An 18,132-nucleotide genomic window follows, 5' to 3' on the forward strand; every position below is an offset into this window, starting at 1 on the left:
ACAAGGCATGCGACTTTAAAATTTGTTTTTTACATAGTTTTAACTTTCTTGCCTTATTAGATTAGATATTAAGAAAACTTTGAAAACTTTTAATTATCATAATCAAAGACATTAAACATTTTGAACAATATCTAACTATTTTTGTTAAAATTCAAGAGCAAAAAGCTTTAATATTTATTTTATCAAATAAAAAACAATTTACACTCCCATGCTTTGATATGGGGGCTTTTTAATTACAAATTGGGGTGGTCAATATGAAGAAGGTATTTGGGCTATTGTTAATTATTGGGCTATTGGTTTTTGCCCAAGCAGGGATAGCAACAGCTCCAGCGACCACTTCAACGGGTGTCAAAAATGTTATATTGATTATCGGTGATGGTATGGGGTTTGCTCATGTGCAGCTTACTAAACTAGTTTACGGACATCTTAACATGGAGGACTTTCCATATACTGGATTTGAGCTTACGTATTCTCTTAGTGGGGAGGTTACAGATTCCGCTGCAGCAGCTACAGCACTTGCTACGGGTATGAAGACATACAACGGTATGATTTCAACAGTAACTAATGGTGATAAAGTGTATAATTTAACAACACTCCTTGAGCTTGCTCAATTCTTGGGTAAGTCAACTGGACTTGTTACAACTACCAGAATCACCCATGCAACTCCTGCTGCCTTTGGAGCCCACGTTGAAGACAGAGACATGGAGGCGGAAATTGCAAAGCAGCTCATTGAGCACAAGATCAACGTTCTCTTCGGTGGTGGGAAGAAGAAGTTTGATGATGCAACCTTAGAACTGGCAAAGCAATACGGTTATGAAGTAATCTTCGACAAGGAAGGCCTAGAAAAGGCAAGCGGTGAATATGTGCTTGGATTGTTTGCATACAGCCACATTCCCTACGTACTCGACAGGAGCGAGAGCGACGTTGGTCTGCTTGACATGACGAAGAAGGCCATTGAGCTGTTGGAGAGAAATCCAAACGGATTCTTCTTAATGATTGAAGCTGGAAGAATTGATCACGCAAGCCATGGAAACGACATTGTGGCAACCCTTGCTGAAACTAAAGAGTTGGATGATGTTGTGGGATATGTTCTAGAGTATGCGAAGAAGAGAGGAGACACGTTAGTAGTAGTTACAGGTGACCATGAAACTGGAGGCCTTGCTGTTGGAATTAACTATGGAAGTGTAGTTGATGTCAACAAGATACTCAGCATCAAAAAGAGTACAAGCTTTATGGCAGCTGAAATAAAGAATGGAGGAGACATTAAAGAGGTTGTCAAGAAATATACAGGGATAGAATTGAGCGATGAGGAAGTTGAATACATTAAACAGATGGATCAGGAGAATCCAATATTTGGTTTGTCCAACGCTTTGGGAGAGATAATTTCAAAGAAAGTTGGAGTAACATTTGCTTCACACAAGCATACTGGAGAGCCAGTTCCTCTCTTAGCATATGGGCCTGGAGCAGATAACTTTGTAGGATTCCACCACCATATACAGACCAGCAAGCTTATTGCAAAGCTTATGATCTTTGGCGTACCAAGAGTCAATATTCTATTTGAGGGAACAAGCTCTGCAAAGGGAGACCTAAATGGCGATTACAGAGTTGACGAGAAAGATGCGTATATTGCCTTAATGGTGCTCTTAGGAGAAAAAGTTGACAGCGAGCTAGAGGAAAGGGCAGACTTGGATAACAACGGAATCATAGACCTCCATGATGTAATGTTAATTCTCCAGGAAGCATAATTTTCTTTTACTCCTTTTTTTCTTCTGTTTTTTGTCTATTTCACTGTTATCTTGTGAGTTATCTAAGAGCGAAAAATTTATAAATAGTCCAAAGGAACCTATAGGTGGAAACAACAAATTGTGACTAAAAGCTGTTATGGAATAATTTATAAAATTAAAGGAGGTGGGCGGAGATGGCCCAGCTCGCAGGACAACCAATCTTAATTCTTCCCGAAGGAACCCAGAGATACGTTGGTAGAGATGCCCAAAGGTTGAACATTCTTGCTGCAAGAATTGTTGCTGAGACTGTTAGAACAACCTTAGGACCAAAGGGTATGGATAAAATGCTTGTTGACAGCCTTGGTGACATCGTCATTACCAACGATGGTGCCACTATTCTCGATGAGATGGACATCCAGCACCCAGCTGCAAAGATGATGGTCGAGGTCGCAAAGACCCAGGACAAGGAGGCCGGTGACGGTACAACAACCGCTGTAGTTATCGCAGGTGAGCTCCTCAGGAAAGCTGAAGAGTTGCTCGACCAGAACATCCACCCAAGCATCATCGTCAAGGGTTACACAATGGCTGCCGAGAAGGCACAAGAGATCCTCGACAGCATTGCAAAGGACGTTGATGTTAGTGATGAGGAGACACTCTTGAAAGCTGCAATCACTTCAATCACCGGAAAGGCAGCTGAAGAGGAGAGGGAGTACCTAGCTAAGCTCGCAGTTGAGGCTGTTAAGCAGGTTGCAGAGAAGGTTGGCGACAAATATCACGTTGACATTGACAACATCAAGCTTGAGAAGAAGGAAGGTGGAAGTGTCAAAGACACCAGGCTCGTCAAGGGTGTTGTAATCGACAAGGAAAGAGTCCACCCAGGAATGCCAAAGAGAGTTGAGGGGGCTAAGATTGCACTCATCAACGACGCAATCGAGGTCAAGGAGACAGAGACAGATGCTGAGATCAGAATCACAAGCCCAGAGCAGCTCCAGGCATTCCTCGAGCAAGAGGAGAGAATGCTCAAGGAGATGGTTGACAAGATCGTTGCAACAGGAGCAAACGTTGTCTTCTGCCAGAAGGGAATTGACGACTTGGCACAGCACTACTTAGCCAAGGCTGGAATCTTGGCAGTCAGAAGAGTCAAGAAGAGCGACATGGAGAAGCTTGCAAAAGCAACAGGAGCTAAGATCGTCACAAACATCAGAGACCTCACACCAGATGACCTCGGTTACGCAGAGGTTGTTGAGGAGAGAAAGGTCGCTGGCGAGAACATGATCTTCGTTGAGGGCTGCAGGAATCCAAAGGCAGTAACAATCCTCATCAGAGGTGGAACAGAGCACGTCGTTGATGAAGTCGAGAGGGCAATGGAGGACGCTATAAAGGTCGTCAAGGACATCATTGAAGACGGCAAGATTGTTGCTGGTGGTGGAGCAAGCGAGATCGAGCTCAGCGTCAAGCTCGACGAGTACGCTAAGGAAGTCGGTGGAAAAGAGCAGCTCGCTATCGAGGCATTCGCTGAGGCACTCAAGGTCATTCCAAGAACATTAGCAGAGAACGCTGGACTTGACCCAATCGAGACACTCGTTAAGGTCATTGCAGCACACAAGGAGAAGGGACCAACAATTGGTGTTGATGTCTTCGCAGGAGAGCCAGCAGACATGATGGAGAGGGGTGTCATCGAGCCAGTGAGAGTCAAGAAGCAGGCAATCAAGAGCGCAAGCGAAGCAGCAATCATGATACTCAGAATCGACGACGTCATTGCAGCAAGCAAACTCGAAAAGGAGAAGGAAGGCAAGGGTGGAGAAACTGGAGGAGAAGACACTGAGTTCTGATCTCTCTAATTCTTTTTGAGTTTTTCAATTTCCTCTTCAAGCCTCTTCAGCTTCTCCTTGGCTCTTCTCAGCTGGGCATTTGCTAAGTTAACTATTTTTGCGATATATTCTTCACTCACCCACAGCTCCCCGTTCGCTCCCAGAGGAACGTCCATTCTTTCTGTCGAGCGTATTTCAACTACAAGCTTCTTATGGCTGATGCTCTTGATGTTTGAATGCTTGAAGCCGCAGTTTATTGCCAGATTTAAAAGCTCAACAGCATCTTTTAATGTTTTGGCAGAAACGTGAATTATTGGGCTGTGAAGCATGAACCAGAGCATTCCAGAATCGTGCTTTTTGACAGCAACTAAAACTTCTTCAAGAGAAACTCTCCTATGCCACTTACCAAGCCATTCAGCGTTAACCTTATCCCCAAACTCTGGCATCTGCATTACAGTTATCCTTCCAGAACATGAGGATGTTGTGAAATAATTTGGAAGGGAGTTTATTTTCTCTAAAAGAGATATTATATCCTCATCAACTAATGCTTTTTCTAAGGCCTCTTTCAGGCTTTCCATTGCTTTTCGCTTTTGGAGTTCGAAGTTCTTTTCATAGAGGAACATGGGAGTAAGTTTGTAGACATCTTTTTAAAAATTAATCTTTTAAAAGCATAAGTCTATTAAGAGGTTTGGGAAACGTATTGATTGAGCTGCACAAAGATGCCCTTCTCCTTAACAAACTCCACAAATCTCTTGTAAGTTGGATGTGCACTTAAAGTTTCGCTATCCCCAATGGCTATTAATTTGCGCTTTGCCCTTGTTAAGGAGACGTTTAGCCTTCTCAAATCAGTTAAAAATCCGAGCTCGCCTTTTTTATTAGAGCGAACAAACGAAAGAATGATAACTTCTTTTTCTCTTCCTTGATATCCATCAACAGTTTTTACTTCAATTTCATCGTTTTCTAGGAGCAAGCTTATCAAATCTCTCTGGTCATCATAAGGAGTTATAACTCCAATCGACTCTGGCTTAATGCCCATTCTTAACAATTTCTGTACGATCTCCTTAACGAGCTCTGCTTCCAACAGATTCTCCCTTGAAAGTGATCCTTTTCTTTGCCTTTCCCATTTTTCTGGATGTTTTGATGTATCAACAAAAACTAACGGCTCTTTTAGATTTAAGATAGAATCCCAGGGTTCTCCAAAAGAGAAAACTCTAACACCCAAATCGAGCAAAGTTATGTTTTTAACGCCATCGTAGGCCTTAATTTTTCCATTGTAGAACTCCTTGCTTGGGAACTCCATAAGCCTTTCATTCATTCTGTACTGGATTTCGAGCATCTTTGCTTTTGAGGGGTAAAGTTCAATTAGCTTTTCAAAGAGAGTCTCACTGAGTTCTTTTGCTTCCTCACTCAAAATTGTGGGGGGAAGTTGCTTATGGTCGCCGGCTAAGATGAATTTATTGGCTTTCGCTATAGGAATTAAAACACTTGGAATTGTTGCCTGTGAAGCCTCATCTATAACAGCAACATCAAATTTAATATCTTTTATAAATTCAAGAGCTGCTGAAGAGTTTGTGCTCAAAACAACGTCAGCTTGTCTTATTATCTCTTTTACTATTTCCTCCTCAATCTTTTTGGCTTCATTATACAACCTTTGAACTTTTTCATTGAATGTTATCCATTGGGCCATTGATTTTATGACTCTTGCTGGAATCCCTCTTGCTCCAATTCCTTTCTCTGCAAGCCTTAGGATTTGCCTATCCGTGAGACCTCTCCGCCATTGAGGCGTTGGTTTTGTATATTGATCTCTAAGCATTGCTAACCTTTCAGCCTTATTCCTGAACTCTCTCACTCTTTTATACTTTTCGTGGATTTCAACCTGATAAGCTAATGTTGACTCCTTTAGGTGCTTTGATACTCTAGAAGGATGTCCTAAGCGGACTAGCTTAACTTTCCCCCATAAGCGCTCGACTAGGTTATCAACAGCTACGTTGCTCTCTGCAGTCGCCAAAACCTTTTTTCCCCTCTTTACTTCTTGGAGAATAACTTCAGCAACTGTTCGGGTTTTTCCAGTGCCGAAGGGACCATGAATTAGGAAGAAATCCTCACTTCCTAAGGCCAAGCCTACAGCCTTCTTTTGGCTCTCATTTAACTGTTCATCAAATGGTTTAAATTCAATATCAATACTCTCTTTGGGCTTTTCTAATCCAAGGATAAACCTTAATGCTCTCTTTCCACTTTCGCTAAGCTTATCAAGGTTTTCTATCTGCCTCTTAAATGTTATATCGTTGGCATAAAGATCAATTCTAACGTTTCTTAAGGCCCAAGAAGGAACTGTTTCAAGAGCAACAACAAGAAAGCGCTTTCCCTTTTCAGTTACAGTTCCAATTAAATCACTCGCTAGGGGATTACCTTTGCTTATCACGACCAAATCCCCAACGCTGATTTCAGTCTTTATTTCCTGCTTTCTGCCGTATTTAACAAGTTTATATCCAAACTCTTCACCGATAATCTTTCCGTTTAAACCCAAAACAGCTCTTCCCACTTTTTCTCTCTCATAGCCAGTTAACTTTCTCATTTCTTCCCGCATAGCTTCTATCTCTGCCTCTCGCTCAAGCTCAACGAGCTCCTTGAGATGATTGATGTACCGAATTAAGTTCATTTTCCCCACCAATTTTTGAGGTGCTTCCCATATTAGTCTGAGATTATTTAAGGTTAAATAATTCAATGGTGCATAATTTTTAGGGGACTTTTTACCAAACATAAAAAACTGGAGTGAACTTAAAATTTCATACTCAAAAAAGATAAGTTAAACTAGCTTCTTAGAATAGTTTTCTGGTGGGCCCGCGGGGCTTCGAACCCCGGACCTCCCGCTTATCAGGCGGGCGCTCTGACCAGGCTGAGCCACGGGCCCTCTTCAACTGGTGCCCCGGCCGGGATTTGAACCCGGGTCGCGGGATCGAGAGTCCCGCATGATTGACCGGGCTACACCACCGGGGCGCCGATAATCCTAAGCTCTGCCAAATTTATAAATTTTTCGGTAATATCTTCCCATGCCCTCTCTATAAATGTCCTTACCATAAATTAAACTTCATAGTCTTATCTCGAGATTATTTAGTTTTTCATTTGCAGATTTTGTTATTACTGCTCTTGTTTCATTCCCGATTTTCTTAATCTTAATTATAGTACTTGCCAGCTCTTCAAGAAGAGGAAGTACTCCAAATTCAGTTGTATTTATGAGATCTATGTTTACAAAATAAAACGCTATTCTCTTTTTATTTCCTATCCACGATAAGAGATTGTTAATGTTTGTGATTATCTCCCTCTTGCTGTCAGCCAGCATGAATAGCTTCTCTATACCCAAAACAATGTTAATAATTGGTTTTTGAGAGCTTTCAAAGAGAGGTCTTGCTATTTGTTCATATTCTCTCCACTGTATAGCAGATTCTTTCATAGTTATATGTCCAACAATGTTTCCGACTTCTAGCCTGCCTCCTTCTTTTATAACCAACACATTATTAAGCAAGCTTGAATCAAGATCTGCTAGCTCTATGTTTACCTTATATATATACAGAGTACCTAAGATGTCATCAATGACAACTGGGTAGCCTCTACTTTTTGCCCATCTTATTAGACTATACAGCTCCCTATACGACATAGAGTCAGATAAATCTTCTATAATTACAGTTTCTCCAAGTTTTAGCAAGCCCCATAACTCATCTAAATTAAATTTACACATACCCTCACACCTCATATTCACTATAATGTTATTGTGTCATATTAATAGAAATACTTTCTATTTTTAATACTTTTTGGCATATGTTTAGTATATCGTAAAAAACTTACTATACATTCCGATTATTTTTTAATACATTTTAGTCGTTATAGTAAGGGTAAGAAAAAAACACGCTCTAGCAGGGGTGAAAGTGGATGCCATACGTTCCCAATGCTAAAATCATTATCCCTGAAAAGAAGCCTGAAAACTTGACCGAACTTTTGGAATTGCTATTTCCTAATCATCCTGAAAGACAGAGATTGGCCATATTTTTATTGGAGAGAATTCACAAGGAGGTAAAAAGGTATGGATTTCGGGCAGAAAATTGGTTAGAGCTAATCTTGGAATATCTTGGTAATGAAGAGTTAATTTACTATTATCGAATGCTTGTTGAGGAGAAAGTTTCAAGGACTGAAATACATAGACTGATTGAAAAGAAGGCAAAAGAGTTGGGAATACCCTTTGGGACTGCAAAAACTAACTACAATATCGTTGTAAAAACTCTCCAAAACGCTCGAATTATATATAGGACAAATAATTATTACAAAACCACAAAAGAATTCAGCAAACTGCTTTGTGAGATAGCTGAAGTTTGGAATAAATGGCTAGCTCGATGACTTTACTGCAATTTTTTAGTTAGCTTACTGTTTAGACAGTGCCAAAAGTTAGAACTTGATGTTTCCATAAAGTTAGGTTATTTTCAAAGTTGGAGGAAAATACAAAAGGGCATAATAAAAATGAGGGACACTCTATAGAAATTGACCTACAGCGGAGTTTCACCTTGAGGCAAAGCTTACATCTCTATCACAAACCCTTACAACTCTGGGTAAGTTGCAGGATTTGCTTAGATGCAAACTTTGGATCGAGATGAAGCTTTCGCTTGGTCTTTTCCTATACAGTGCCCCTCACTATATACCTCGTACTTAACATATATAAACTTTTCTACTTTTTAATTCTTGTTTTAATTAAAGTTTTAATCTGAAATAAATAAAATTTATTTTTGGAAAATAATAAACTTATATTTGACAAAGAGAAGAGTGTTAAGTGGGAGGAGGAATATTTATAAAACATTGAAGTACTTTCTAATAGTCACACCAGTATGAACGGTGATATTAATGCTGGATATGGTTCTTAATGGTATTGAACTTGTAACAATAATGGGTCTTTTTGTTATTTTAGTCTTGACAGTGAACTTTAGAGGACGATTTATCGAGAAGTATCCTCAATTGAAAAAGTTTTATGATATTATCTTAGCTAGTATAACCCTTGATTTTGTGTCGGAGTTCTTTTACCTCCCTGATTATGTTACTCTTCCTCTTAGTGAACAGCAACTTGAAGAAATCCGGCTAATTGGGGATTTAATTTATGCACTGTCTGTTTTACTGTTTATAATTGGATTTGGCTGTTTGTTTTCAACACTCTTGAAAAAATATGAGCTAATCCCCGTTGTTATGGAATTTAAGAATAAAAAGATAAAGAGCGAAGTGTTGAAGCAACTCTCTCCTGGAGTTTACATGTGCAACAATGAGGAAGAGTGTTACTCCCTGTTTCTAGAGCTTCTTAAAGAAAGGCCCGGATTAATAATTTCCAGAAAACCTGCCTATATTATTAAAAAGAAATTTAGATTAAAGGAAACTCCAATATTATGGCTTAGCAAAATTGAAGGTGACAATACTGTTTATCCCACTCGGTTAAATTATCTAATGCAAGTTCTGATCGATTTTATGAAAAAGGAAAATATTCCAAAGGCTATCCTGCTAGATGGAATAGAATATTTGGTTTTAGAGAATGGCTTTGATACAGTGTTCAAGTTTCTAACCAAGCTTAAAGATTATGCAATCATGAATAATGCAATAATTTTGGTTCCAATTGTCAGGGATGTATATGGTGAAAGAGAAGCTGTCTTACTCATGAGGGAGTTCTCAAACATTTGTGATATTGGTTGTTAACAACTAAAGCTGATTTCCGGCGAGTATAATGTATTGCTCATCGATTTGTTGTCAATTTATATGTTTCAGAATTCTCAATGTTTATAACCCATACATATTTATACTCCTTAAAACAAGTTATTCTTATAGCATGTAGTTATTGACTGTTTGGTTTAATAATGTGTGACTGATATAGTATAAAATCTACGATATGATACAATCGTTATTTTATTACCCATAATTACGCGTTGTAAATCTAAGTAAGTCACGTATGTATCAAGAGGTGAAAGCAATGCCATATATCCCACCAGCTAAAATCATTATCCCTGAAAAAAAGCCAAATGATTTGAAAGAACTCCTAAATTTATTGTTTCCTAATCATCTAGAAAGGCAGAAGCTGGCTCTACTCCTGCTACTACGTATCCATGGAGATGAGAAGAAAAATGGATTTCGAGCAGAAGAGTGGTTGGGATTTGTTTTAGAATATCTCGGCAATAAGGAACTTATCGCTTATTACATTATACTGGTGAGAAAGCGTTTGCCTAGGACAGAAATTCATAAGAGGGTTGAGAAGAAAGCGAAAGAATTGGGTGTTCATTTTGGGACTGCAAAGACCAACTATAATATTGTTATAAAAACACTCCAAAATGCCCGAATGATATACAAATCTAGGGGTTACTACAGAACCACCAGGAGATTCAGTGAGCTGTTGCGTGAAATTGCCGATGTTTGGGATGAGTGGAGGAGCAATTTTTAGCTTTACTATATTTTGATGTCTTCACTGTTACTTACTGAATGAGCAAAAAGTTTATATGCCCTCTACAGTGCTTAATTAAATGTAATTAAATATCATTAAAGCTGGAGGTGGTTTGAATGACAGAGGATGAAAGGAAATACACCACAGTTTCAATTCCAAAGCCACTATATGAGAAGATAAAGAAGAGAATTGAGGGAACAGGGTTTACATCAGTTTCTGACTATGTTACATATGTTTTAAGGGAAGTGTTGGCAAGCTTGGAGGAAGAAGAGAAGGAAGAGGTCTTCAGTGAAGAGGAAGAGGAAAAGGTTAAGGAGAGACTCAGGGCTCTTGGCTACCTCGACTGACTTCTGTTAATTTTTATTTAGGTGATTAGAATGGTTTCTAAGCCACATGGTGGAAAATTAGTTAGGAGAATAGCTGCTCCAAAGACGAGGGAGAGAATTCTAAGCGAGCAGAAAGAATATCCAAAGGCTGAAATTGATCATGGAAGGGCAATTGATCTTGAGAACATAGCCCACGGTGTTTACTCACCACTCAAGGGATTCTTAACAAGTGATGATTTTCAATCTGTTTTAGACCACATGAGACTTAGTGACGACACCCCATGGACAATTCCAATTGTTCTTGACGTGGAAAAGCCTGAATTTGAAGAGGGAGATGCGATTCTGCTTTACTATGATGATTTGCCTATAGCGAGGATGCATGTTGAGGAAATCTACACCTACGATAAGAAAGAATTCGCTCAGAAGATTTTCAAGACGACTGATCCTAATCATCCTGGTGTTGCTAAAGTCTATGCGATGAGTGAATATTTAGTCGGCGGTGAGATTGAGCTTTTGAACGAGTTACCTAATCCATTTGCTAAATACACACTGAGACCTGTTGAAACCAGGGTTTTGTTTAAGGAGAGAGGATGGAAGACAATAGTTGCATTTCAAACGAGAAATGTTCCTCATATGGGACACGAATACGTTCAAAAAGCTGCGTTGACTTTCGTTGATGGTCTCTTCATAAATCCCGTCTTAGGAAAGAAGAAGAGAGGGGACTACAAGGATGAGGTGATCATCAAGGCCTATGAGGTTCTATTCAAGCACTACTATCCAAAGGATGCTGCTACACTCGCAACTGTTAGATATGAAATGCGCTATGCTGGGCCGAGAGAGGCGATACACCATGCAATCATGAGGAAGAACTTTGGAGCAACCCACTTCATAGTTGGAAGAGACCATGCAGGTGTTGGTGACTACTACGGACCTTATGAGGCATGGGATCTGTTCGATGAGTTTCCGGATTTAGGCATAACTCCAATGTTCATCAGAGAAGCTTTTTACTGCAGAAAGTGCTGTGGAATGGTCAACGCTAAGATATGCCCCCACAGCGAAGAGTTCCACGTGAGGATAAGTGGAACAAAGCTTAGGAAGATGATAATGAGCGGTGAAAAGCCTCCTGAATATATGATGAGACCAGAAGTTTATGAAGTGATAAGGAGCTTTAAGAATCCATTCGTGGAGTGATCTAAATGTTAATAATCCACCACTGGGACACTGACGGCATAACATCAGCAGCTTTAGTTGCTAAAGCTCTTGGCTTAGAGGAATTTGAAAATTTAAGTCCTCCCATTGGGGAATTCAGATTTGATGAAAGGATTAGAAATGCAATTGAGAAAGCTGACAAGATTTACGTGCTCGACTTAAATCTGCCAAATGAAGTTGAAGGAATAAGCAAGGAGACAATCTTCATCGACCACCACATACAGCCCAAAATTAGAAATCCAAAAGTTAAGCAGATAAACCCAGCTTTGAATGTGGGATATGCTCCCTCAGCCTCTTTCGTTGTTTCCCAATATTTTGGCATTTGGAATGAATGGACTGCTTTGGGAGCTTTGGGCGACATAGGTAAGAAGGCACTTGAAATTCCCAAAGTTAGAGAGCTCTTAACGATAAACACGGAAGAGGCTCTTAGATTAGTTCAGCTCATTGATTCAAACTATGTGGTTATGGATAGGGAAGATGTGGAAAAAGCCGTGAAGGTTCTCCTAACACATAATCTAAGAGAGCTTTTGGAATATGAGCCTTGGGTTAAGAAAGCTGAGGCGATTGAAAAGACAATAAATGATGCAATTGGTAGTTTAGAGCTTAGAAATGGATTTGCCTTCATAACTTTTGAGAGTTCTTTTAATGTAATCTCCAAAGTCGCAAGGAAAGCGGTCTGGGAGCTTGGATACAACGGAGCGGTGGTTGTGAACAGAGACTTTCACGGAAAAGCTCAGATATACTTTAGAATTTCACCTGAACTCGCTGATAAAATAGACATGGGGAAAATAATTTCACTCCTCAAGGAAAAAGGCTTCAATGTTGGTGGAAAGAGGGAAGTTTTGGGATGCATATGTGAAAAATCTGGAGTTGATGAGGTTTTAGAGATAATTAACGCTCATCTGAGGTGATCAGAATGAATGAGGAAATTAGAGAACATTTAGAGAACATTAAGAAGGTTTTTGTGATTGGTCTTGATTCAGCTCCCCCTGAGCTTTTATTTGATAGGTTTTTGGATGATCTGCCTAACATAAAGTGGCTTGTAGAGAGGTCAATTTACGGCCCGATGCAGAGCACAATTCCGGCAATTACAATCCCGGCTTGGATGGTGATGGCAACTGGGAAAACTCCTGGCGAGCTCGGTTTGTATGGTTTTAGGCATAGGAAAAAGGGAACTTACAATGACATCTGGATTGCTCACAGCTTAATGGTGAAAGAAAAGGCGGTCTGGCATTACATAGCTGAAAAAGGTAAAAAATCGGTTTTGGTTGGGATTCCACCGAGCTATCCCCCAAAGCCAATAAACGGGTGGCTTATCTCATGCTTCATTACACCAGATGCTTCCGTTGATTATACGTATCCAAAAGAGCTTAAGGGAGAAATTGAGCGCTTAGTTGGGGAATATATCTTTGATGTTGTCTTTAGAAAAGAGAACAGGGATGAGGTTAAAGAGCAGCTCTGGGAGATGACCAAGAAGAGATTTGAAGTGATCAGATATCTCATTCAAGAGAAGGATTGGGACTACTTTGAGTTCGTTGAAATTGGCCTTGATAGAGTCCACCACGCATTCTGGAAGTACTTCGACGAGAACCATCACCTCTATCCGGGAGATGACAATCCCTACAAGAACGTCATTCTTGATTATTATAGGCTCCTTGACAAAGAAATTGGAAAAACATTGAAGCTTTTGGACTTGGATGAGACAGCTGTAATTATTGTTTCAGACCATGGAATAAAGGCAATGAAGGGAGCTTTTGCAATCAACCAGTGGCTCATTGAAGAGGGACTGCTGAAGATTAAGAATCCAGAGATTTTGAAGGAAGGAAGGCAGGTTAGATTTAACGAGCTCAAAGTAGATTGGAGCAAAACTATTGCATGGGCCTGGGGCGGCTATTACTCTAGAGTTTTCCTCAACGTGAAGGGAAGAGAACCAATGGGAATAATTGAGCCCGAAAAGTATCACCAAGTTAGAGATGAAGTTGCTGAGCTGATAAAGAGCATAAGAGGACCAAACGGAGAAATGTGGGACACAAAGGTGTTCTATCCTGAAGAAATTTATCCAGTTGCCAAAGGTGATAAGCCAGACATGATGGTTTACTTGGATGATTTGAACTGGAGAGCCGCTGGAACCCTTGGCTATGAGAGTCCCTATCTGCTGGAGAATGATTTAGGACCGGATGATGCAGTTCATGCCGAGTATGGAGTTTTCTCCCTCTATCTGCCCGGAATGGAGGAGCCAAAGAGAACACAGCTCACAATCTACGACTTTGCCCCAACTGTGCTCAAGCTCTTTGGAATGGAGAAACCGCTTAGAGGGAGGAGTGTGGTATGAACAAAAGAGATATAGTCTTTATTCCTCATGCACTAGAAAGAATGAAGGAGAGAGGTATCTCAGAAACCCTTGTAGTTGAAGCTTTAACTAACCCAGATGAAGCTATAGAAGGGTATTTTGGGAGAAAAGTCGCCCAGAAGGTTATAGATGGAAAATTGATCAGGGTTATTTATGAATTGTGATAACAGCCCATATAACTTCGAAAGTTGATAAATACCTGAGGTGATTTGCATGGAAATTTCATATGATCCAAAGTATGATGTTATGTACATCAAGTTTTCAGATGCAAAGATAGTGGATACCGTTGAAGTCGATGAGGGGATTATCATAGACTACGGTGAGCATGGGGAAATCGTAGGTATAGAGATAATCAACGCATCGGTGAGGATCAAGCCGAAACCCCTGAGCGAGATCACTATAAAAATAGAAGAACAAGCCGCTCCTTAGGTGAATGTTATGGAGGGCTTTACAATCTGGCTCACCGGTCCGAGCGGTGCTGGGAAGACAGTGCTGGCTCATACTTTAAAGAAGAAGCTAAAAGAGATGGGCTACAAAGTTGAAATTCTTGATGGAGATGTCATAAGGAAAACTCTCTACCCCGAGCTTGGCTTTTCCAAAGAAGCGAGGGAGATGCACAACAGAATAGTGATCTACATGGCAAAGCTTTTATCAAGGAATGGAGTCATAGCGATAGTTTCTCTAATTTCGCCGTATAAGGCTGTTAGAGAATATGCGAGAAAGGAAATTGGCCGCTTTATTGAGGTTTATGTGTATGCCCCCCTGGAGGTCAGGATTCAAAGGGATCCGAAGGGATTATATAAGAAAGCCATGCGCGGTGAAATAAAGGGATTGACAGGTTATGACGGGGTTTATGAAGAGCCGGAGAATCCAGAGGTTAAAGTGGACAGCTCAAAGATGACCCCAGAGGAAGAGGCTGAGGCTGTGCTGAGGAAGGCTAGGGAATTAGGCTATCTGCCTTAAGGTGAGTTTTATGCTCTCCTTTATTTTTCTCGGCTTTCTCGTTGGATTTTTAGTTGGGCTAACTGGTATTGGTGGAGGAGCTTTGATGACTCCATCATTGATATTCTTGGGTGTTGAGCCTTTGACAGCTGTTGGCACTGACCTTTTATATGCAACTGTCACGAGGATTTTTGGTGTTTTCTTCCATCATAAGAAGGGAAGCATTAGGTTCGATTTGGCTTTGAGGCTTTTTGCTGGAAGTTTACCCGCAATTTTACTCGGATCTGTTCTGCTTAGGGTTATTGATAAAAGCACGCTTAATAATTATCTCACCTTATTACTAGGTGCAATTCTTGTCCTTAGTTCCTTCCTCAGCTTAATTAAGGGAGAAATTCACGTTCCCATAAGACCCAAGAGAGAATATTTGTATGTTCTTGGTTTTATTGTCGGCTTAACTGTTCAGTTCACTTCAGTTGGTGCTGGAGTTATAGTGAGCTTTGCATTAATGAATTTAGCTAAGCTCAGCCCAAGAGAGGTTGTTGGTGTTACGATATTTTATGGTTTAGCTTTGTCATCTTTTAGTGCTTTGAACTATGCGTTTTTAGGGAGCATAGATTATCGTTTGGCTTTAGTTTTGATTGCTGGCACTTTACCGGGTGTGTATTTGGGGACTCATGTAAATACGAAAGCAGATAGGGACAAGTTGAAGAGAGTTATTAATGTGATAATTTTAGTTATTGGACTTTTGACACTCTTTCAGAGGGTGATTTGAGTTGTTCTCGATTATGAGTTAAGGGGCGAAGCCCCTTAGACCCCGTTTTATTTTTCTATCTCGGCGCTTACTCTTTCAAAACTTCCTCTAAACTCTCTATTGGGGAGTAGAAGCCACTTTTAATCATTGCTCTTAGAAGTTGGTTTGCCTCTTCCAATGTTAGAACGTCAGTTTTAACGCCTAACGCCAAAACACCAATTGTGCCTGAGACTTTAACACCTAGGAGGTATGCAGCTTTTCTGGCATCCAAATCATCGCTAAGGAATATTATTCTCCTATTTTTTGCCACTGCGATGCAGGAGGCCTCTCCTTTCCCCAAGCTTGTACAAAGTTTTCTGTACAGTTCAATTTCCTCGTTTTTGAGTTCTACAACTTTAAAGGGAAGTTTGACCTTTGGCAAAATACCTCTTTCAATTCCAAGGTTGAATTCTTCTAAGACTTGCTTTGTGATTATGGAGTCTCTCAAAATGTCTTTTAGTAATTCAAGCTTTCCGAATTTAGCAAAGTTCGATAGCACCGTATTGTCAATTACAAACAATTCAGTGCCTCCACCTCTGCTATAACGTCTTCCTTGCTCAATTTTCTAATGGGGATGCCTCTTTTATGAAACTCTTCGATTAGCTCCTCTCGGGTCATTCCTAAAAGTTCTGCTGCCTTACCCAAGCTGATTTTTCTGTCAAGGTAAGCACTAACCACAACTTCCCAAAATAGTTCTTTGTCTTTTTTTAAGAGCCTTATTACCTTATCCGGATTAAGTGCGGCGATCTTCTCGAACTCGCTTATCAGCCAGAGCTCTTCCATGATCTCACCATTTGGATTTTTTATGATGTAGTATATTAACTATTTGGTTTGAGCTTTCCCCGCCCTAAGGGACAAGCTTTCAAGTGGGGAAATCTGAATGAAAATATTATTAATCAAAGTTGCAGTAGTGGGTTGGAATAATATAAGGTGCTTCATCTCTTAGCCCTGCTTTATTCTTTTTATCTCAGCACTAACGCGCCACAACATATATTCCAAAAAATATAAAAAGTGTGAAAGTTTATATTATTGGGGATATAAAATGCTGGGGGATGAAGAGATATTGGAGGCATTAGTCCCTTATAATTTTTGGGGGAAACCTCAGAAAACTGGTATTGAAAGAGAAGAATATCTGGAAAAGATTGAAACTTTTTGTAGGGCTGGGAATTTTATAATAGCAATTATAGGTCCAAGGAGAGCTGGAAAGACATTTTTGGCGAGACAGTTTTTAAAAAGGAAAATATCACAAGGGTTGAATCCCCAACAAACCCTGTATGTGAACCTCGAAGATCCTAAGTTCCATGCATACCTCAGCTTGGAGCTCCTTGATGAAATTTATAGGGTGTATAAGATCCACATCAATGACGAAGATTTTTCCCTCATAGTTTTAGATGAGGTGCAAAACCTTCCAGACTGGGAACGATGGGTCAGGAGCATAGCTGAAAAGGAAAATGTCAAAGTAATTGTAACTGGCTCAACGTCTTCTTTGCTTAAAACTGAAGTTTCTGGAGTGTTGACAGGGAGGAGCTTAACTTTGGAAGTTTTCCCTTTAACCTTCAGGGAGTTTTTGAGTTTTAGGGGGTTAAATTTGAGAAGCTTTGCAGAAATCGTTGCAAATAAAATAAAAATTGAGCGTCTTTTGGCTGAATATATGGAATTTGGAGGTTTTCCACAAGTTGTGCTGGTCGAGGATGAGTATTTGAAAAGGGAAATTTTGAAAGAACTTTTTGAGGGAATAGTCATCAGGGATGTCGCTTTCCGTTATGGATTCAAAGAGTTAAATACTGTGAAGCTGATTGCAGAATTGGCAGTGAACAGGTTCGCTTCGCTTGTAAGTGGAAGTTCCCTTAGGAATGAAGTTGCGAGGATTGTAAAGAGAAAAGTTTCTCCAAATTTTGTGATAGACGTTTTAGATGCATTAGAGGAGAGCTATTTGATCTTTAGAATTCCACCGCTTTCATATAAGGTTAGTGATATCAAACGGCATCCGAGGAAACTCTATGTGGTTGATACCGGTATCATAAATGCTGTAACACTCAGGTTTTCTAAGAATATCGGACGGTTAGCTGAGAATATTGTGGCGCTGCATTTAATAAAAAGATTCGGAAAAGAGAATGTGTTTTATTATAAAGGGGATAGGGAAGTCGATTTTTTAATTAAAAAAGGCTTGGAGGTAACAAAAGCAATTCAAGTGAGCTGGGATTTAAGTGAGAGTAGGGATAGGGAAGTTAAGGGCTTGCTAGAGGCCATGGAAGAGTTTTCACTGGAGGAGGGGGTGATAATAACATCAGCCTATGAAGGATTAGAGGAAATTAAAGGAAAACGTATAAGATATATCCCATTGTGGAAGTTCTTGCTGTTGGAATAAAGGAGCTTCGTTTCTTGCTCTTGTTTATACTTTGGATTTTATACTCAACGGTATAATACCTACGAGAATTTCATGAAGGAAAAGACTCATTTGAAATGTGATGTTGTAGCTTTAGGAAAAGCACTTGGTTTTAGTGACAAAGTCAATTAAAGGAA

At 40.0% G+C, this 18,132-nt stretch carries 19 protein-coding genes and 2 tRNA genes; 14 read left to right on the top strand and 7 right to left on the bottom strand.

What is annotated here, in order from left to right; all coding sequences use genetic code 11:
• The first annotated feature begins 254 nt into the window (after window positions 1-254).
• Both TES1_RS10450 and thsB read left to right on the top strand, forming a co-directional pair.
• Window positions 255-1,745, top strand: coding sequence for an alkaline phosphatase (locus TES1_RS10450; protein WP_042682540.1), 1,491 nt, complete (start codon window positions 255-257; stop codon window positions 1,743-1,745).
• Between the two features lie 173 nt (window positions 1,746-1,918).
• Complete coding sequence (gene thsB, locus TES1_RS10455) at window positions 1,919-3,556, top strand: thermosome subunit beta (protein WP_042682542.1); 1,638 nt, start codon at window positions 1,919-1,921, stop codon at window positions 3,554-3,556.
• A gap of 5 nt (window positions 3,557-3,561) precedes the next feature.
• On the opposite strand, the gene taw3 is transcribed toward thsB, so the two are convergent.
• The 5 genes from taw3 to TES1_RS10480 all read right to left on the bottom strand — a co-directional run bounded on the left by taw3 (window position 3,562) and on the right by TES1_RS10480 (window position 7,271).
• Complete coding sequence (taw3, locus tag TES1_RS10460; protein WP_042682543.1) at window positions 3,562-4,158, bottom strand: tRNA(Phe) 7-((3-amino-3-carboxypropyl)-4-demethylwyosine(37)-N(4))-methyltransferase Taw3; 597 nt, start codon at window positions 4,156-4,158, stop codon at window positions 3,562-3,564.
• 56 nt (window positions 4,159-4,214) lie between these two features.
• Window positions 4,215-6,194 (bottom strand): IGHMBP2 family helicase, encoded by a 1,980-nt coding sequence (locus tag TES1_RS10465; RefSeq protein ID WP_042682545.1) that lies wholly within the window; start codon window positions 6,192-6,194, stop codon window positions 4,215-4,217.
• A gap of 174 nt (window positions 6,195-6,368) precedes the next feature.
• A tRNA-Ile gene (locus TES1_RS10470) sits at window positions 6,369-6,446 on the bottom strand.
• A gap of 8 nt (window positions 6,447-6,454) precedes the next feature.
• A tRNA-Glu gene (locus tag TES1_RS10475) sits at window positions 6,455-6,532 on the bottom strand.
• Between the two features lie 91 nt (window positions 6,533-6,623).
• The gene (locus TES1_RS10480; RefSeq protein WP_042682547.1) at window positions 6,624-7,271 is read right to left on the bottom strand and encodes a DUF257 family protein; all 648 of its coding nucleotides are present in this window, start codon (window positions 7,269-7,271) and stop codon (window positions 6,624-6,626) included.
• Window positions 7,272-7,462: 191 nt separating this feature from the next.
• On the opposite strand from TES1_RS10480, the gene TES1_RS10485 reads away from it, so the two are divergent.
• The 11 genes from TES1_RS10485 to TES1_RS10535 all read left to right on the top strand — a co-directional run bounded on the left by TES1_RS10485 (window position 7,463) and on the right by TES1_RS10535 (window position 15,591).
• Complete coding sequence (locus TES1_RS10485) at window positions 7,463-7,924, top strand: hypothetical protein (protein ID WP_042682549.1); 462 nt, start codon at window positions 7,463-7,465, stop codon at window positions 7,922-7,924.
• A gap of 498 nt (window positions 7,925-8,422) precedes the next feature.
• Complete coding sequence (locus tag TES1_RS10765) at window positions 8,423-9,256, top strand: DUF835 domain-containing protein (RefSeq protein ID WP_051408228.1); 834 nt, start codon at window positions 8,423-8,425, stop codon at window positions 9,254-9,256.
• A gap of 271 nt (window positions 9,257-9,527) precedes the next feature.
• Complete coding sequence (locus tag TES1_RS10495) at window positions 9,528-9,992, top strand: hypothetical protein (protein WP_042682550.1); 465 nt, start codon at window positions 9,528-9,530, stop codon at window positions 9,990-9,992.
• Between the two features lie 116 nt (window positions 9,993-10,108).
• Window positions 10,109-10,339 carry a ribbon-helix-helix domain-containing protein gene (locus tag TES1_RS10500; RefSeq protein WP_042682552.1) on the top strand — a complete coding sequence of 77 codons (231 nt, stop codon included), beginning with the start codon at window positions 10,109-10,111 and terminating at the stop codon, window positions 10,337-10,339.
• A 30-nt stretch (window positions 10,340-10,369) separates the two neighbouring features.
• Window positions 10,370-11,509: a sulfate adenylyltransferase gene (sat, locus tag TES1_RS10505; protein ID WP_042682554.1), complete on the top strand. Its 1,140-nt coding sequence runs from the start codon at window positions 10,370-10,372 to the stop codon at window positions 11,507-11,509.
• Window positions 11,510-11,514: 5 nt separating this feature from the next.
• Window positions 11,515-12,438, top strand: coding sequence for a DHH family phosphoesterase (locus tag TES1_RS10510; RefSeq protein ID WP_042682556.1), 924 nt, complete (start codon window positions 11,515-11,517; stop codon window positions 12,436-12,438).
• A gap of 5 nt (window positions 12,439-12,443) precedes the next feature.
• Window positions 12,444-13,859 (top strand): alkaline phosphatase family protein, encoded by a 1,416-nt coding sequence (locus tag TES1_RS10515; protein ID WP_042682557.1) that lies wholly within the window; start codon window positions 12,444-12,446, stop codon window positions 13,857-13,859.
• Window positions 13,856-14,041 carry a DUF4258 domain-containing protein gene (locus TES1_RS10520; protein ID WP_042682559.1) on the top strand — a complete coding sequence of 62 codons (186 nt, stop codon included), beginning with the start codon at window positions 13,856-13,858 and terminating at the stop codon, window positions 14,039-14,041. Before TES1_RS10515 ends, TES1_RS10520 begins: the two co-directional genes overlap by 4 nt.
• A gap of 49 nt (window positions 14,042-14,090) precedes the next feature.
• Window positions 14,091-14,306 carry a DUF2283 domain-containing protein gene (locus TES1_RS10525; RefSeq protein WP_042682561.1) on the top strand — a complete coding sequence of 72 codons (216 nt, stop codon included), beginning with the start codon at window positions 14,091-14,093 and terminating at the stop codon, window positions 14,304-14,306.
• Window positions 14,307-14,315: 9 nt separating this feature from the next.
• Window positions 14,316-14,840 (top strand): adenylyl-sulfate kinase, encoded by a 525-nt coding sequence (cysC, locus tag TES1_RS10530; RefSeq protein WP_042682562.1) that lies wholly within the window; start codon window positions 14,316-14,318, stop codon window positions 14,838-14,840.
• Between the two features lie 10 nt (window positions 14,841-14,850).
• Window positions 14,851-15,591, top strand: a complete 741-nt coding sequence (locus TES1_RS10535) for a sulfite exporter TauE/SafE family protein (RefSeq protein ID WP_042682564.1) — start codon at window positions 14,851-14,853, stop codon at window positions 15,589-15,591.
• A gap of 67 nt (window positions 15,592-15,658) precedes the next feature.
• Here the strand turns inward: TES1_RS10535 and TES1_RS10540 are convergent, their stop codons facing one another.
• Window positions 15,659-16,129 (bottom strand): DUF3368 domain-containing protein, encoded by a 471-nt coding sequence (locus TES1_RS10540; protein WP_042682566.1) that lies wholly within the window; start codon window positions 16,127-16,129, stop codon window positions 15,659-15,661.
• Window positions 16,120-16,392: a UPF0175 family protein gene (locus TES1_RS10545; RefSeq protein WP_042682567.1), complete on the bottom strand. Its 273-nt coding sequence runs from the start codon at window positions 16,390-16,392 to the stop codon at window positions 16,120-16,122. The genes TES1_RS10540 and TES1_RS10545 overlap by 10 nt, the downstream gene beginning before the upstream one ends.
• A gap of 259 nt (window positions 16,393-16,651) precedes the next feature.
• Here TES1_RS10545 and TES1_RS10550 point away from each other — a divergent pair, with 259 nt between their 5' ends.
• Entirely contained in the window at window positions 16,652-17,977 is a 1,326-nt protein-coding gene (locus TES1_RS10550; RefSeq protein ID WP_042682569.1) for an ATP-binding protein, read from the top strand.
• Window positions 17,978-18,132 lie beyond the last annotated feature (155 nt).

Origin of the sequence: Thermococcus paralvinellae (genome assembly GCF_000517445.1) — an archaeon.
In the GTDB taxonomy this organism is placed as follows: domain Archaea; phylum Methanobacteriota_B; class Thermococci; order Thermococcales; family Thermococcaceae; genus Thermococcus_B; species Thermococcus_B paralvinellae.

Excerpts from the sequence above, each read along its gene's own strand:
- TES1_RS10450 (WP_042682540.1), top strand. The coding sequence starts at position 255 with ATGAAGAAGGTATTTGGGCTATTGTTAATTATTGGGCTATTGGTTTTT.
- thsB (WP_042682542.1), top strand. The coding sequence starts at position 1,919 with ATGGCCCAGCTCGCAGGACAACCAATCTTAATTCTTCCCGAAGGAACC.
- taw3 (WP_042682543.1), bottom strand. The coding sequence starts at position 4,158 with ATGTTCCTCTATGAAAAGAACTTCGAACTCCAAAAGCGAAAAGCAATG.
- TES1_RS10465 (WP_042682545.1), bottom strand. The coding sequence starts at position 6,194 with ATGAACTTAATTCGGTACATCAATCATCTCAAGGAGCTCGTTGAGCTT.
- TES1_RS10480 (WP_042682547.1), bottom strand. The coding sequence starts at position 7,271 with ATGTGTAAATTTAATTTAGATGAGTTATGGGGCTTGCTAAAACTTGGA.
- TES1_RS10485 (WP_042682549.1), top strand. The coding sequence starts at position 7,463 with ATGCCATACGTTCCCAATGCTAAAATCATTATCCCTGAAAAGAAGCCT.
- TES1_RS10765 (WP_051408228.1), top strand. The coding sequence starts at position 8,423 with ATGCTGGATATGGTTCTTAATGGTATTGAACTTGTAACAATAATGGGT.
- TES1_RS10495 (WP_042682550.1), top strand. The coding sequence starts at position 9,528 with ATGCCATATATCCCACCAGCTAAAATCATTATCCCTGAAAAAAAGCCA.
- TES1_RS10500 (WP_042682552.1), top strand. The coding sequence starts at position 10,109 with ATGACAGAGGATGAAAGGAAATACACCACAGTTTCAATTCCAAAGCCA.
- sat (WP_042682554.1), top strand. The coding sequence starts at position 10,370 with ATGGTTTCTAAGCCACATGGTGGAAAATTAGTTAGGAGAATAGCTGCT.
- TES1_RS10510 (WP_042682556.1), top strand. The coding sequence starts at position 11,515 with ATGTTAATAATCCACCACTGGGACACTGACGGCATAACATCAGCAGCT.
- TES1_RS10515 (WP_042682557.1), top strand. The coding sequence starts at position 12,444 with ATGAATGAGGAAATTAGAGAACATTTAGAGAACATTAAGAAGGTTTTT.
- TES1_RS10520 (WP_042682559.1), top strand. The coding sequence starts at position 13,856 with ATGAACAAAAGAGATATAGTCTTTATTCCTCATGCACTAGAAAGAATG.
- TES1_RS10525 (WP_042682561.1), top strand. The coding sequence starts at position 14,091 with ATGGAAATTTCATATGATCCAAAGTATGATGTTATGTACATCAAGTTT.
- cysC (WP_042682562.1), top strand. The coding sequence starts at position 14,316 with ATGGAGGGCTTTACAATCTGGCTCACCGGTCCGAGCGGTGCTGGGAAG.
- TES1_RS10535 (WP_042682564.1), top strand. The coding sequence starts at position 14,851 with ATGCTCTCCTTTATTTTTCTCGGCTTTCTCGTTGGATTTTTAGTTGGG.
- TES1_RS10545 (WP_042682567.1), bottom strand. The coding sequence starts at position 16,392 with ATGGAAGAGCTCTGGCTGATAAGCGAGTTCGAGAAGATCGCCGCACTT.
- TES1_RS10550 (WP_042682569.1), top strand. The coding sequence starts at position 16,652 with ATGCTGGGGGATGAAGAGATATTGGAGGCATTAGTCCCTTATAATTTT.